General features: G+C 71.3%; 14 protein-coding genes. 9 read left to right on the top strand and 5 right to left on the bottom strand.

All coding sequences use genetic code 11. The features are described 5' to 3' along the window. Positions 1-227: 227 nt before the first annotated feature. From ACFXOZ_RS28415 to dnaA, 5 genes are all read right to left on the bottom strand, one after another. Positions 228-767: a DUF721 domain-containing protein gene (locus tag ACFXOZ_RS28415; protein WP_380593200.1), complete on the bottom strand. Its 540-nt coding sequence runs from the start codon at positions 765-767 to the stop codon at positions 228-230. 190 nt (positions 768-957) lie between these two features. Beyond that, positions 958-2,091 carry a DNA replication/repair protein RecF gene (gene recF, locus ACFXOZ_RS28410; RefSeq protein WP_380593199.1) on the bottom strand — a complete coding sequence of 378 codons (1,134 nt, stop codon included), beginning with the start codon at positions 2,089-2,091 and terminating at the stop codon, positions 958-960. 75 nt (positions 2,092-2,166) lie between these two features. Next, positions 2,167-3,042, bottom strand: a complete 876-nt coding sequence (gene gnd / locus ACFXOZ_RS28405; protein WP_375891846.1) for a phosphogluconate dehydrogenase (NAD(+)-dependent, decarboxylating) — start codon at positions 3,040-3,042, stop codon at positions 2,167-2,169. 212 nt (positions 3,043-3,254) lie between these two features. Continuing rightward, a complete protein-coding gene (gene dnaN, locus ACFXOZ_RS28400) occupies positions 3,255-4,385 on the bottom strand; it encodes a DNA polymerase III subunit beta (protein ID WP_360242831.1) in 1,131 nt (376 codons plus the stop codon). A gap of 953 nt (positions 4,386-5,338) precedes the next feature. Further along, positions 5,339-7,138 (bottom strand): chromosomal replication initiator protein DnaA, encoded by a 1,800-nt coding sequence (gene dnaA / locus ACFXOZ_RS28395; RefSeq protein WP_375891844.1) that lies wholly within the window; start codon positions 7,136-7,138, stop codon positions 5,339-5,341. A 354-nt stretch (positions 7,139-7,492) separates the two neighbouring features. Here dnaA and rpmH point away from each other — a divergent pair, with 354 nt between their 5' ends. The 9 genes from rpmH to ACFXOZ_RS28350 all read left to right on the top strand — a co-directional run bounded on the left by rpmH (position 7,493) and on the right by ACFXOZ_RS28350 (position 14,167). Further along, complete coding sequence (rpmH, locus tag ACFXOZ_RS28390; protein WP_030059672.1) at positions 7,493-7,630, top strand: 50S ribosomal protein L34; 138 nt, start codon at positions 7,493-7,495, stop codon at positions 7,628-7,630. A gap of 19 nt (positions 7,631-7,649) precedes the next feature. Next, on the top strand, positions 7,650-8,078 hold the full coding sequence (gene rnpA, locus ACFXOZ_RS28385; protein ID WP_375891842.1) for a ribonuclease P protein component: 429 nt from the start codon (positions 7,650-7,652) through the stop codon (positions 8,076-8,078). Continuing rightward, positions 8,075-8,389, top strand: a complete 315-nt coding sequence (gene yidD, locus ACFXOZ_RS28380; RefSeq protein ID WP_375891840.1) for a membrane protein insertion efficiency factor YidD — start codon at positions 8,075-8,077, stop codon at positions 8,387-8,389. Before rnpA ends, yidD begins: the two co-directional genes overlap by 4 nt. A gap of 3 nt (positions 8,390-8,392) precedes the next feature. Continuing rightward, entirely contained in the window at positions 8,393-9,544 is a 1,152-nt protein-coding gene (yidC, locus tag ACFXOZ_RS28375; RefSeq protein WP_375891839.1) for a membrane protein insertase YidC, read from the top strand. A 65-nt stretch (positions 9,545-9,609) separates the two neighbouring features. Then, positions 9,610-10,140 carry a protein jag gene (locus ACFXOZ_RS28370; protein WP_375891838.1) on the top strand — a complete coding sequence of 177 codons (531 nt, stop codon included), beginning with the start codon at positions 9,610-9,612 and terminating at the stop codon, positions 10,138-10,140. Positions 10,141-10,300: 160 nt separating this feature from the next. Further along, the gene (gene rsmG, locus ACFXOZ_RS28365; RefSeq protein ID WP_380593198.1) at positions 10,301-11,128 is read left to right on the top strand and encodes a 16S rRNA (guanine(527)-N(7))-methyltransferase RsmG; all 828 of its coding nucleotides are present in this window, start codon (positions 10,301-10,303) and stop codon (positions 11,126-11,128) included. 237 nt (positions 11,129-11,365) lie between these two features. Further along, on the top strand, positions 11,366-12,343 hold the full coding sequence (locus tag ACFXOZ_RS28360) for a ParA family protein (protein ID WP_360242813.1): 978 nt from the start codon (positions 11,366-11,368) through the stop codon (positions 12,341-12,343). Then, positions 12,340-13,416 (top strand): ParB/RepB/Spo0J family partition protein, encoded by a 1,077-nt coding sequence (locus ACFXOZ_RS28355; RefSeq protein ID WP_380593197.1) that lies wholly within the window; start codon positions 12,340-12,342, stop codon positions 13,414-13,416. Before ACFXOZ_RS28360 ends, ACFXOZ_RS28355 begins: the two co-directional genes overlap by 4 nt. 133 nt (positions 13,417-13,549) lie before the next feature. Next, complete coding sequence (locus tag ACFXOZ_RS28350; RefSeq protein ID WP_380525519.1) at positions 13,550-14,167, top strand: GNAT family N-acetyltransferase; 618 nt, start codon at positions 13,550-13,552, stop codon at positions 14,165-14,167. The last annotated feature ends 42 nt before the right edge of the window (positions 14,168-14,209 follow it).

The raw sequence follows: 14,209 nt of genomic DNA, 5'->3' as shown, positions 1-14,209 counted from the left end.
GCGTTTCGACTCGGTTGCCACTAGCAACAGTGTTTGGCTCTCAGTCTACCGGTACGACTGACATAGATGGGCGTTTGGCAGCCCTTGAAGGCAGATATGCCGCCCTGAATCCCCTCTGGACGTGTCCCGATACTCGACCGGGGGGCCGGAGGCGCCTGGAAGGGCCGTCAGGGGTTCCGGAAGATCGTGGTCCGATCCCGGCCGGGGGCGATCCCCGCCGGCCGGGCTCAGCCCCAGGTGTCGCCCGGGCCCTTGCTCCCCGGCGCGCGCAGCCGGCCGTAGCCGCGGGCCGGCGCGGCCGGGCCGAGCACCTTGATGGTGCGGACCGTGCCGTGGCCCAGTTCGTGGTTCAGACGGGCCACCAACTGGCGTGCCAGCCAGCGCAGTTGGGTCGCCCACGCGGTGGAGTCGCACTGCACGGTGAGCACCGCGGCGGCCTCGTCGTAGGAAGAGGGGTGGCAGTGCGCGGCGATGTCCGGGCCGACGATCTGCGGCCAACGGCCCATCACCCCGCCGACCGCGGCGGAGGACTCCCAGCCGCGCTCGGTCAGCAGCCGGTTCAGTGCCGCCCCCAGCGGCACCGGGTCGCGGCCGTCCGAGCGGGCGCCGCTGCGCAGCCCGTGCCGCTTCGCCTCGCGCTTCTGCTGGACCTGCTCACCGCGCTGGCGGGCCTGGGCCCGGGCCGCCCTCAGCGCGGAGCGGGCGAGGTCGGCACCGGTGGGCCCGGCGGCGCCGGGGCCGAGGGAGGTCTCCGCCGAATCGCTCACGGCGATCTCCTTTCCCCAGCCTGTGGACAACCCGATGAGCCGTCCAGCCTACGGGAGCGCACGCACGCCGGACGTCGGCACCCACCGCGGTGCGGGTGCCGACGGCAAAGCTTCGGTACGGGGCAGGTCAGGTCGCGACGGATCCGGTCGGACCGGGTCGTTACGGCTCGGGTCGTTACGGCTCGGGGGCTCAGGCGTCGACCCGGCGCACGGCGCCGTCGGAGACCGCGAAACGGGCGCCGGCCAGCGCCTTCGGCACGTCCTCGGCCACCGCCGCGGTCACCAGCACCTGCTCGCCGTCGGCCACCAGCTCGGCCAGCCGGTCCCGGCGGGCGGCGTCCAGCTCGGCGAACACGTCGTCCAGGACCAGCACCGGCTCGCCGCCGTCGGCGCGCAGCAACTCGTACGAGGCCAGCCGGAGCGCCAGCGCGAACGACCAGGACTCGCCGTGGCTGGCGTAGCCCTTGGCCGGCAGCGGGCCCAGCTTGAGCACCAGCTCGTCCCGGTGCGGGCCGACCAGGGTGATCCCCCGCTCGACCTCCTGCTTGCGGACCGCCTGCAACGCCGCCAGCAGCTGCTCCTCGGCCTGCTCCCGACTGCTCGGCAGCTCGCCCTCGAAGGAGCTGCGGTACTCCAGGACGGTCTCCCCGCCACCCGGGGCCACCCGGCCGTACGCCCCCGTCACCAGTGGTTGCAGGGCGGCCACCAGCTGGATCCGGAAGGCCGTCAGCTCGGCCCCGGCGCGGGCCAGGTGGCCGTCCCAGACCTCCAGGGTGGACAGGTCGGCGCCCTTGCCGCCGCCGGCCCGGCGGGCCATCGCGGCGGTCTTCAACAGGGCGTTGCGCTGCTTGAGCACCCGCTCGTAGTCCTGCCGGACCCCGGCCAGCCGGGGCGCCCGGGCGGTCAGCAGCTCGTCCAGGAAGCGCCGGCGCTCACCCGGATCGCCCTTGACCAGGCTGAGGTCCTCGGGGGCGAACAGCACGGTGCGCAACAGGCCCAGCACGTCGCGCGGGCGGACGTTGTCGGAGCGGTTGATCCGGGCCCGGTTGGCCTTGCCCGGCGTGAGCTCCAGCTCGATCAGGGTGGAGCGGCCGCGGTCCACCACCGAGGTGCGGACGACCGCCCGCTCGGCGCCCAGCCGGATCAGCGGGGCGTCCGTGGCCACCCGGTGGCTGCCCAGGGTGGCGACGTAGCCGATCGCCTCGACCAGGTTGGTCTTGCCCTGGCCGTTGGGCCCGACGAAGGCCGTCACGCCCGGGTCGAGGGGAACCTCGACCCGGGCGTACGACCGGAAGTCGGCGAGCGACAGGTGCGCGACGTGCATGGCTGTGGACTGCGCCCGCCTTCTGTGTGTGGGGCTACCCGGGGAACGGCCCCCGGGGCCCCGACCGGTTCTCGGTTACTTGGACTCGACCGCGTGGCCGCCGAACTGGTTGCGCAGCGCGGCGATCATCTTCATCTGCGGCGAGTCGTCCTGGCGCGAGGCGAAGCGGGCGAACAGCGAGGCGGTGATCGCCGGCAGCGGAACGGCGTGGTCGATCGCGGCCTCGACGGTCCAGCGGCCCTCGCCGGAGTCGGCGGCCCAGCCGCGCAGCTTGTCCAGGTGCTCGTCGCTGTCCAGGGCGCGGACGGCCAGGTCCAGCAGCCAGGAGCGGATGACCGTGCCCTCCTGCCAGCTGCGGAAGACCTCGCGCACGTCGGTGACCTCGGGGGCGGCCTCCAGCAGCTCCCAGCCCTCGGCGAAGGCCTGCATCATCGCGTACTCGATGCCGTTGTGGACCATCTTGGCGAAGTGGCCGGCGCCGACCGCGCCCGCGTGCACCGAGCCGAAGTCGCCCTCGGGCTTGAGCGCGTCGAAGACCGGCTGGACCAGGGCGACGTGCTCGGCGTCGCCGCCGTACATCAGCGCGTAGCCGTTCTCCAGGCCCCAGACGCCACCGGAGACGCCGCAGTCGACGAAGCCGATGCCCTTGGCCGCCAGCGCCTCGGCGTGCTTGATGTCGTCGGTCCAGCGGGAGTTGCCGCCGTCCACCACGACGTCGCCGGGGGAGAGCAGCTCGGCGAGCTCGTCGACGGTCGCCTGGGTCGCGGCACCGGCCGGAACCATCACCCAGACCACGCGCGGGCCCTGGAGCTTGGAGACGAGCTCCTGCAGGGTCTCGACGTCGGAGATCTCCGGGTTGCGGTCGTATCCGATGACGGTGTGGCCGGCGCGGCGGATCCGCTCGCGCATGTTGCCGCCCATCTTGCCGAGACCGATGAGGCCGAGCTCCATGACCAAATCCTTACTGTGGGGACGTGCCTGGCGGCGGCGCCGTTGCCGCATCCCCGAGCCTACGCTTCCGGGGCATCCGGACTCCGCGCGGTCGGGCCGACCGGGTCGACGGGGTCGGGACGTCCACAGGCTGTGCACAACGGGTGTGCACAGCCTGTGGGTGACCGGACCGGCCGGGGTCGGCCGGAGCCGTCGTCAGCCGGAAGCGGTCGTCAGCCGGAGAGGCGGACCGGCATGATCAGGTACTGGTAGGCCTTGTCCTCCTCGGCGTCCACCGAGACCTTGCCGCTGAGCAGGGCCGGCTTGGTCGGGGTGGTGAAGCTCAGCTGGGCGAACGGGGAGTCGATGGCCTTGAGGCCCTCCTCCAGGTAGCCCGGGTTGAAGGCGATCGAGATGTCGTCGCCCTCCAGGTCGGCCTCGATCCGCTCGGTGGCCTGGGCGTCGTCGCCCGAGCCGGCCTCCAGGGTCAGCACGCCCTGCTCGAAGTTGAGCCGGACCGGGGTGTTGCGCTCGGCGACCAGGGAGACGCGCTTGAGCGCCTCCAGGAAGGGCTGGGTCTGGATCGCGGCGACCGCGCTGAACTCGGTCGGGAAGAGGCTGCGGAACTTGGGGAACTCGCCCTCCAGCAGCCGGGTGGTGGTGCGGCGGCCGGCGCCCTCGAAGCCGATCAGGCCCTCGCCCGCGCCGCCCGAGGAGAGCGCGATGGAGACCGTGTCGCCGCTGCCCAGGGACTTGGCGATGTCCTGGAGGGTCTTGGCGGGGACCAGGGCGACCGCGGAGATGTCCGACTGCTCGGGCTTCCACAGCAGGTCGCGGACGGCGAAGCGGTAGCGGTCGGTGGCGGCCAGGGTGATCCGGTCGCCCTCGATCTCGACCCGGACGCCGGTGAGCACGGGCAGGGTGTCGTCCCGGCCGGCCGCGACGGCGGCCTGGCTGACCGCGGAGGCGAAGACGTCCCCGGAGACGGTGCCGGTGGCGGTCGGCATCTGGGGCAGCGCCGGGTACTCGTCCACCGGGAGGGTGGGGAGGGTGAAGCGGGAGCTGCCGCAGACCACGCTGACCCGCTGGCCGTCGGTGGAGATCTCCACAGGCCTGTTGGGAAGGTTGCGCGAGATGTCGTTGAGCAGGCGACCGGAGACCAGGACGGTGCCGGCCTCCTCGACGTCCGCCTCGAGCTCGACCCGGGCCGAGACCTCGTAGTCGAAGCCGGACAGCGCCAGGCTGCCCTCCTGCGCGGTCAGCAGCAGGCCGGCCAGCACCGGCACCGGCGGCCGTGCCGGGAGGCTGCGGGCAGCCCAGGCCACCGCCTCCGCGAGGACGTCACGCTCCACCCGGAACTTCACCGGTAACCGCCTCCTGGATCGAGCGCTCCCGCTCGCACTCTGGTTCGTCTGATCTTGATCGTCGGTCCGCCTGTCCGCCGAGCTCTACCACTCCGCTTCCAGTCGCAGAGGACAGTCTGACGTACTCCGCCGACAGACGGGGCAGACGGGCGGAAGCGAGGCCGAACAGATGTCGGGGCGCGGTTGTCCACAGATTTCGGGACCACCCACTTTGAAAGCAGGTTCACGGTCTAACTGTGTAGCGGTAGTAGTAGGGCCTGTGGAAACCGTGGATAACCCTGTTTCCGCAGGTCAGCGCCCGGATTTTGTCCACAGCGGGTGTGGACGGCGGCTGTGGACGGGCAGGCCGCGCTGTGGACAGCCGAGCGTTACCCACAGGGCACGCAGGGTATCCACAGGTTATCCCCAGGACTGTCCCCAGATCCGGGCCCGGTTATCCACGGGCCCCGGTCAACTTTACGTGACGCCTTTCACACCAGGGTATGAACAGCTGCCCAAGGTTGTCGAACTGTGGACCCCGTTGTGGACAACCTGGGGATAACCGCCCGCTCCCTGGGGACAACCGGTGGATAACCCGGACGGCCCACTGGTGGCCCGTCAATTGTCCACACCCTGTGGACAACGGTTGTGCACAAGTCCACAGGCACCTGACCTGCGCGGAAGAGCGTAGCGGCGCCGGGCCTGTGGACGAATTCTGGATAACTCCGGGCTCCCGGGCCTGTGGACCGCGCGGAAGGGGTCCGGCCTGTGGACAACTGCCCTGCGCGCCCCCGGTTTTCGAATCACCGGTCAGTTGTTCGGCGCGGGCTGCGGACCGGCGGGACGTCCGTCGTGCGGATACCTGCCCGGCGGCGGCCCGGTACACACCTGTGGAAACGGCGGAAGGGCGCCAGGATCGCTCCTGACGCCCTTCCGGGGTACTCCGGTGTCCGCCCCCAACTCGCGGGGGACGGCTAGCTCTTGATGCGGTTGGTCAGTTCGGTGACCTGGTTGTAGATGGAGCGCCGCTCGGCCATCAGCGAGCGGATCTTCCGGTCCGCGTGCATCACCGTGGTGTGGTCGCGGCCGCCGAACTGGGCGCCGATCTTCGGCAGCGAGAGATCGGTGAGCTCCCGGCAGAGGTACATGGCGATCTGCCGGGCCGTCACCAGCACCCGGCTGCGCGAGGAGCCGCAGAGGTCGTCCACACCGAGGCCGAAGTAGGCGGCGGTCTGCTGCATGATGACCTGCGCGGTGATCTCCGGGCCGGCGTCCTCGTCCCCGCCGGGGATCAGGTCCTTGAGGACGATCCCCGCCAACTCCAGGTCCACCGGTGCCCGGTTGAGGTTGGCGAAGGCGGTCACCCGGATCAGCGCGCCCTCCAACTCCCGGATGTTGCGGGTGATCCGGGACGCGATGAACTCCAACACGTCGGCAGGGGCGTTGAGTTGTTCCTGGATCGCCTTCTTGCGCAGGATCGCGATCCTGGTCTCCAGCTCCGGCGGGGTGACGTCGGTGATCAGGCCCCACTCGAAGCGGTTGCGCAGCCGGTCCTCCAGCGTGGTCAGCAGTTTGGGCGGCCGGTCCGAGGACAGCACGATCTGCTTGTTCGCGTTGTGGAGGGTGTTGAAGGTGTGGAAGAACTCCTCCTGGGTGGACTCCTTGCTCGCCAGGAACTGGATGTCGTCCACCAGCAGGATGTCCATGTCCCGGTAGCGGCGGCGGAAGGTGTCCGCCTTGCCGTCCCGGATCGAGTTGATGAACTCGTTGGTGAACTCCTCCGAGGACACGTAGCGCACCCGGGTGCCCGGGAAGAGGCTGCGCGAGTAGTGCCCGATGGCGTGCAGCAGGTGGGTCTTGCCCAGCCCGGACTCGCCGTAGATGAAGAGCGGGTTGTACGCCTTGGCCGGGGCCTCGGCGACGGCCACCGCCGCGGCGTGCGCGAAGCGGTTGCTGGCGCCGATGACGAAGGTGTCGAACAGGTACTTGGGGTTCAGCCGGGCGGCCGGCTCGTCCTTGCGGGAGCCGCCGGCCGGGGGAGCGCCGGGCGGGGCGGGCACCCCGGGGACGGCGGGGCGCTCGGTCGGCGGCTCCGCGCCCGACTTCTCGGCCGGGCGTCCGCCGGAGGGCCGGGAGCCGTGTCCGCGGCGCCCGGCGCCGGTGCGGGGCTGCTCGCCGGGGCCGGGGCCGTACGCGCCGCCGAAGAGGTCGCCCTGGGTCGTGGAGGGCGGACCGGGGAGGTGCCGCGGCGCGGGGCGGGCCGAGGGCTCCTCGGGCTCGTGGTACGGCGCCTGCGGCTCCTGGTAGCCGGGCCACGGCTGGGCGGGCTGGCCGCCGCCGTAGGGCGCGGGGCGCTGCTCGTAGCCGCCGGTGTCGTAGCGGGGGCGCTCGTAGTCCTGCTCGTACGGCTGCTGGTAGTTCTGGTCGCCGTAGCCGGAGTCCTCCTCGGCCGGGCCCGGGTAGGGCTCGACGGGGGCCTGGGCGGCCGGTGCGGGGGTGGTGGGCACCGCGTTGGCGTCGACCATCACGGCGATCCGGACGGGTCGGCTGAGCTCGCGGCTGAGCGCGTCGGTCAGCTGGGGCAGCAGCCGGCCCTCCAGCACCTGCTTGGCCCGCTCGTTCGGGGTCGCCAGCAGGGCGGTGTCGTGCATCATCCACATGGGCTGGGTGCGCTGCACCCACTGTTTGTCCATCTCCCCGACATCGGGGTCGCTGACCAGCCGCTCGACGACCCTCGCCCAGACCGGGACGAGGTCGCTGTTGACATCAGCCACTGGTGCACGCTTTCCAAGAACAAAACCAGACAAGTCCTGCAACGGTAGTCAGCGAACAGGGACGGATCAAGTCGTTGTCCACAGCCTGTGGGTAAACGGCCTCCGGACGGCTGGTTTGACCCTCGTGCCCCGTCCCGCGTACCGTAACCAGGTCGAGTTGTCGATGGCCGCTGCCGCATGTCCGCGGGTCCACCCGCTCCATAAGGCGCGCAGCACGGGCGCCGTGGATTGCCTCAGACCCCAGCCGAACTGGGGCGATGGGCCGGATTTCCGAATTCCAGGGAGATCACGCGGACGCACGGTGACGGCCAAGCGACTCCCCGTCATCCTACGATTCACCTCAGGAGCCCCCGAGTGAGCAAGCGCACCTTCCAGCCGAACAACCGTCGTCGCGCGAAGACCCACGGCTTCCGGCTGCGTATGCGTACCCGCGCCGGCCGCGCCATCCTGGCTGCCCGCCGTGGCAAGGGCCGCGCCAGCCTGTCCGCCTGATCCGCACCCAGAGTCTCTTGTGCTGCCCTCCGAGAATCGGCTGCGGCGGCGCCAGGACTTCGCGACCGCGGTGAAACGCGGTCGCCGGGCCGGTCGGCCCCTTCTGGTCGTCCATCTCAGCAGAGAAGGCGACCCGCAGGGGCAGACCGACCGGACCAGCGACATCCGCCCGCACGTCGCCGAGGGGACTCCTTCGGCGCGTGCGGGTTTCGTCGTGAGCAAGGCCGTTGGCCCGGCGGTCGTCCGCAACCTGGTGAAGCGCCGGTTGCGCCATCTCGTTCGTGATCGTCTGTCCAGGCTGCCCGCCGGTAGCCTGATAGTGGTGCGTGCGCTGCCCCAGGCCGCGACCGCCTCGTACCAGGAGCTGGAACGCGACCTGGACGCGGCGCTCAAGCGGTTGCTGAGGGTCGAGCCCGCCGCCACGGCGCCGACGGGAGCAGGGCGATGAAGTACCTGCTGATGGGACTGATCAGGGTCTACCAGTGGACGATCAGCCCACTGCTCGGTCCGGTCTGCCGCTACTACCCCTCGTGCTCGCACTACGGCTTCGAAGCCGTGAAGGTGCACGGGGCGGTCAAGGGCGGCGGACTGACCGTGTGGCGCATCCTCCGTTGCAATCCCTGGTCACCTGGCGGGGTGGACCACGTACCGCCCCGCAAGCACCCGGTGTGGCACCGCCGGCTGCGTGATCTGCTGAGCCCCAAGAGCGGGACCGCCGAGCCGGAGCCGGTGGCGAAGCCCGATGCCCAAGGAGTCTGACCGGTGACCTTCGGTTTTCTGAGTCCCCTCTACACAGCGGTGTCCTGGATCATCGTCCAGTTCCACTCGCTGTACAGCAACGTCTTCGACCCGGACGGTGGCTGGGCCTGGGGTCTGGCCATCGCCTCGATGGTGGTCGTCATCCGGATCTGCCTGATCCCGCTCTTCGTGAAGCAGATCAAGGCGACCCGGGCCATGCAGGCGATCCAGCCGAAGATGAAGGCCATCCAGGAGCGCTACAAGAACGACCGGCAGCGCCAGTCCGAAGAGATGATGAAGCTGTACAAGGATGCGGGTACCAACCCGTTCTCCAGCTGCCTTCCCATCATCGTTCAGGCCCCGTTCTTCACCGCCCTCTACGGCGTGCTGTCCAACGTCGCCAAGGGCCACGACATCGGCGTCATCCACGGCTCCCTGCTGGTGAGCGCCGGCAAGGCGCACATCTTCGGTGCCCCGCTGTCCGCGACCTTCCTCGGCAGCCCGGAGACCAGCGTCAAGATCGTCACCGCAGTGATGATCGTGATGATGTCGCTGTCGCAGTTCGTCACCCAGCGCCAGCTGATGACCAAGAACGTCGACCTCACGGTCAAGACGCCGTTCATGCAGCAGCAGAAGATGCTGATGTACGTCTTCCCGGTCATGTTCGCCGTGATGGGCATCAACTTCCCGGTCGGTGTCCTGGTCTACTGGCTGACCACCAACGTCTGGTCGATGGGCCAGCAGCTGGTCGTCATCCACAACAACCCGACCCCGGGCAGCCAGGCCTTCTCGGAGCGCCAGGCGCGGCTGAAGAAGGCCGGCCGACTGCGCTCGGACGGTACGGAGATCAAGGGCGCGCTCTGGGGCATGCTGCCCCCCTCCAAGGCGGCCATCGCCGAGGCGGCCTCCGCCGCCGCCGTGGTCGAGGAGTCGGTCCGGGCGAGCCGCCAGCAGCCCCGGCGCCAGAGCAAGGCCCAGCGCCAGCAGGGCGCCGGCCAGGCGGTCGAGTCGAGCGAGGACACCCAGGTCGAGCAGCCCGCCGAGGACGCCGTCCCGGCGGACTCCGCCGCCAAGACGACGGCTGCCAAGCAGACCGCGGCCAAGCCCGGCGGCACCAAGCAGGGCACCCGGCAGCAGCCCAAGCGCGGCGGCCAGCGGCCGAAGAAGAAGTCCTGACCGACTTCTGCGAAGAGCTTCGTTCCCCGCCCGCCAGCCGGGCCCATCTCCGAAGGAGTCCATCAGTGACGGAAGGCACCACCTCCGCCGTCGAGGCCGAGGACGTCGCCAGCACCGACGAGAGCGTCATCACCCGCCTGGAGCAGGAGGGCGACATCGCGGCGGACTACCTGGAGGGTCTGCTCGACATCGCGGACCTCGACGGTGACATCGACATGGACGTCGAGGGTGACCGTGCCCTGGTGTCCATCGTCAGCGACGGCAACGACCGCGCGCTGCAGCGCCTGGTCGGCCAGGACGGCGAGGTGCTGGAGGCCCTGCAGGAGCTGACCCGGTTGGCCGTCCACCGGGAGACCGGCGAGCGCAGCCGTCTCATGCTGGACATCGCCGGCTTCCGCGCCCGCAAGCGCGAGGAGCTGGCCGCCCTCGGTGCCGAGGCCGCGGAGCAGGCGAAGAGCAGCGGCGAGCAGGTCAAGCTGCGGCCGATGACGCCGTTCGAGCGCAAGGTCGTCCACGACGCGGTCGCGGCCGCCGGTCTGCGCAGCGAGTCGGAGGGCGAGGAGCCCCAGCGGTGCGTGGTCGTGCTGCCGGCCTGAGGCCGTCGGAACGATGACCGGTCACCGCGGTGACCGGTGAGTCTTGCCGAACGCGACCCCGTCCGCCTCGTGCGGGCGGGGTCGTTGTTTCCTTCTGGGATGTTTCACGTGAAACAGTGCGTTGAGCGGGTCGGTGGATCCGGAGATCGGAGAGGTCGAGATGGACACGGAGAACGCGGCCACCGGCCGTCCGGGGGCGGACGTGAACCCTGACGCGGAGGAGCGGGCCGAGCTGCCCGAGCTGGACGTGTTGGCCGAGGCGCCGGCCGCCGCCCGGGAGGTCTTCGGCGACCGCTTCGACGCCGCCGTCCGCTACACCGAGCTGCTGGCCACGGCCGGCGTCCGGCGCGGGCTGATCGGGCCCCGCGAGGTGCCCCGGTTGTGGGACCGGCACGTCCTCAACTGCGCGGTGCTGGCCGAGCTGCTGCCCGCCGGCTCCACCCTGTGCGACGTCGGCTCCGGCGCCGGTCTGCCGGGCATCCCGGTGGCGCTGGCCCGGGCGGACGTCTCGGTGACCCTGCTGGAGCCGCTGCTGCGCCGGACCACCTTCCTGGAGGAGGTCGTCCGGGAGCTGGGGCTGGAGAACGTCACGGTCCTGCGCGGCCGCGCCGAGGAGATGATCGGCAAGCTCGCGGTGGACGTGGTGACCGCCCGGGCCGTGGCGCCGCTGGACCGGCTGGCCGGCTGGGGCATGCCGCTGCTGCGTCCGCACGGGCAGATGCTGGCGCTCAAGGGGGACAGCGCCGAGCAGGAGCTGGCCGACTCGCGCGCCGGGCTGGCCAAGCTGGGCGCCGTCGAGTGGACCGTCATCTCGGTCGGCGAGGGCACCCTGGAGACCTCCACCCGGGTGGTCCAGGTCAAGGCGGGGGAGAGCCCCGGTGGCGTGAAGGCCGCGACCAAGCGGGCCAAGGCGGCCCGGGCCGGTCGTAACGCCGGCGCCAAGACCGGTGACCGCGCCCGGGGCGGGCGCCGTCGCGGCACCCGCTGAGGTCCTCGGTTCGCCACGACGGGCGGACGGCTCCCCTTGCGAGGGGGAACCGTCCGCCCGTCGTCGTTCAGGTGACGGGTGGGCCTCCGGCGGGACACCGGAGTGTCGCAACGTCAGATTTCCGGCATAGCGGGCATGGTGTTTCACGTGAAACGTCGCTCTCTGCTCTCCGGAATCCTCAGCCGCGGCCGGGCTGCGACTGTTGCCGCTCCGGTTTCACGTGAAACACTGAGCCCCATGCAGGACTCGGAGACCATCGACCAGATCGATGACACGCCCATCGCACGGGCTGCCCAGGCTGCGGTTCAGGCGATCGGCCGGGCGGGGGAGGGGCTACCGCGGCCCGCCGCCACCCGGGTGATCGTGGTCGCCAACCAGAAGGGCGGGGTGGGCAAGACCACCACCACCGTGAACATGGCCGCCTCGCTGGCCATGCACGGACTGCGCGTCCTGGTGGTCGACCTGGACCCCCAGGGCAACGCCTCCACCGCCCTCGGCATCGACCACCACGCCGAGGTGCCGTCCATCTACGACGTCCTGGTCGAGGGCAAGCCGCTGGCCGACGTGGTCCAGCCGGTGGTGGACGTCGAGGGGCTCTTCTGCGTCCCCGCCACCATCGACCTGGCCGGCGCCGAGATCGAGCTGGTCTCGCTGGTGGCCCGGGAGAGCCGGCTGCAGCGCGCCATCGCCGCCTACGAGCAGCCGCTGGACTACATCCTGATCGACTGTCCGCCCTCGCTGGGCCTGCTGACGGTCAACGCCCTGGTGGCCGGTCAGGAGGTGCTGATCCCGATCCAGTGCGAGTACTACGCGCTGGAGGGCCTCGGCCAGCTGCTGCGCAACGTCGAGCTGGTGCGCGCGCACCTCAACCCCACGCTGCACGTCTCGACCATCCTGCTCACCATGTACGACGCCCGGACCAGGCTGGCCGCCCAGGTGGCCGAGGAGGTCCGGACCCACTTCCAGGCCGAGGTGCTGAGCACGGCGATCCCGCGTTCGGTCCGCATCTCGGAGGCGCCCAGCTACGGGCAGACGGTGCTGACCTACGACCCGGGTTCCACCGGGGCGCTCTCGTACCTGGAGGCCGCCCGCGAGCTCGCGCTGCGCGCGGTGGGCCAGGGCGGCGGTTCGTCGGTCGGTCAGCAGCGGGACGGCAGCGGTACGGGGCACGGCGCCCCGATGGCACAGCACGGTACGACGGAGGGTCATCAGTGAGTGGTCGCAGGGGTCTGGGACGAGGGCTCGGGGCGCTGATCGGCCCCGCAGTGCCGACCGACGGCGGGGCGGCGCAGCCCGCTGCCGCCACGTCCGCGCCGACCTCGGTGGTGGCGACCGGCACGACGTCACCGGCCTCGGTGCCGGTGCTGCCGGGCGGCCGCGCCACGGTGGCGGCCCGCGCGGCCGTCGGGCGCCAGGCGGAGCAGTCGACGCCGGCGCCGGTGCCCGGTGCCTCCTTCGCCGAGCTGCCGCTGGACGCGATCACCCCCAACCCGCGCCAGCCGCGCGAGGTGTTCGACGAGGACAAGCTGGTCGAGCTGGTGACCTCCATCAAGGAGGTCGGCCTGCTGCAGCCGATCGTGGTGCGCCAGGTCGCCGCCGAGCGCTACGAGCTGATCATGGGCGAGCGCCGCTGGCGGGCCTCCCGGGAGGCGGGGCTGGAGCGGATCCCGGCGATCGTCCGGGCCACCGAGGACGACAAGCTGCTGCTGGACGCCCTCCTGGAGAACCTGCACCGGGCCGAGCTGAACCCGCTGGAGGAGGCGGCCGCCTACGACCAGCTGATGCGGGACTTCTCCTGCACCCACGAGGAGCTGGCCGACCGGATCGGCCGCTCGCGTCCGCACGTCTCCAACACCCTGCGGCTGCTGCGGCTCCCGGCGGCCGTCCAGCGCCGGCTGGCGGCCGGCACGCTGACGGCCGGGCACGCCCGGGCGCTGCTGCCGCTGACGGATCCCGAGGCGCAGGAGAAGCTGGCCGCGCGGATCATCGCCGAGGGCCTCACGGTGCGCAACGTCGAGGAACTCGTCGTCCTGATGCGCTCGGAGGAGCCGAAGGGGGAGAAGCGCCAGGCCCCGAAGGCGGGCAGGATCATCTCCCCGGCGTTCAACGACCTGGCGAGCCGGCTGTCGGACCGCTTCGACACCCGGGTCAAGGTCGAGGTGTCGCAGCGCGGCGGGAAGCTGGGCAAGGGCAAGGTGGTGCTGGAGTTCGGATCGGTCGAGGACCTGAACCGGATCCTGGACAGCATGGCCCCGGGCGAGGACGGTCTGCGGCTGTCGCAGGGCTGAGCCGGTCGGCCGGCCCGGGGGCGACGACCCGATGGGTGCATGTGCCACGTGAGCGCTGTTTCACGTGAAACATGCACCCATCGGCATTCGTGGGGGCATGCTCGACCGTGAGAGGGAGGAGGAGGTGCGGGCCATGGGACGCCGGATCGTTCCGCTGACGCTGGACAACCTCGCGGACCTGCCGACGGGCTGCCGTTCCTGCGTGTTCTGGGAGCTGGACCCGGTCAGCGCGAAGGAGGCGGTGGAGTCCGGGAAGCCGGAGCTGGAGAAGGAGGGGTGGATCTCCGCGGTGCTGCTGGAGTGGGGGTCCTGCGGTCGGATCGTCTACGTGGACGACCAGCCGGCCGGCTTCGTGCTCTACGCGCCGCCCGCCTACGTCCCCCGCTCGCAGTCCTTCCCGACCAGCCCGGTCGCGCCGGACGCCGTTCAGCTGATGGTCAGCCGGGTGCTGCCGGGCTACCAGCACCAGGGGCTGGGCCGGGTGCTGGTGCAGACCGTCGCCAAGGACCTGCTGGGGCGCGGGGTGCGGGCGATCGAGGCCTTCGGAGCGGCGGGCCGGGTGCCCACCAGCTGCGTGCTGCCGGCCGACCACCTGCTCGCGGTCGGCTTCAAGACCGTACGGCCGCACCCGCGCTACCCGAGGCTGCGGCTGGAGGCGCGCACCACGCTCTCCTGGCGCGGTGACGTGGAGGGGGCGTTGGAGCGGCTGCTCGGCGGCGCGCGGAAGGAGCCGGCCCTGCGGCCGTTCTGAGCGGGTACGACGGCGGCGGGGCTCCCCTCCGAGGGGGAGCCC

The organism is Kitasatospora sp. NPDC059160 (genome assembly GCF_042755465.1).
Classification (GTDB): Bacteria; Actinomycetota; Actinomycetes; order Streptomycetales; family Streptomycetaceae; genus Kitasatospora.
Note: the sequence above shows the minus strand (reverse complement) of the source record. Positions and strands in the feature narration are given on the sequence as shown.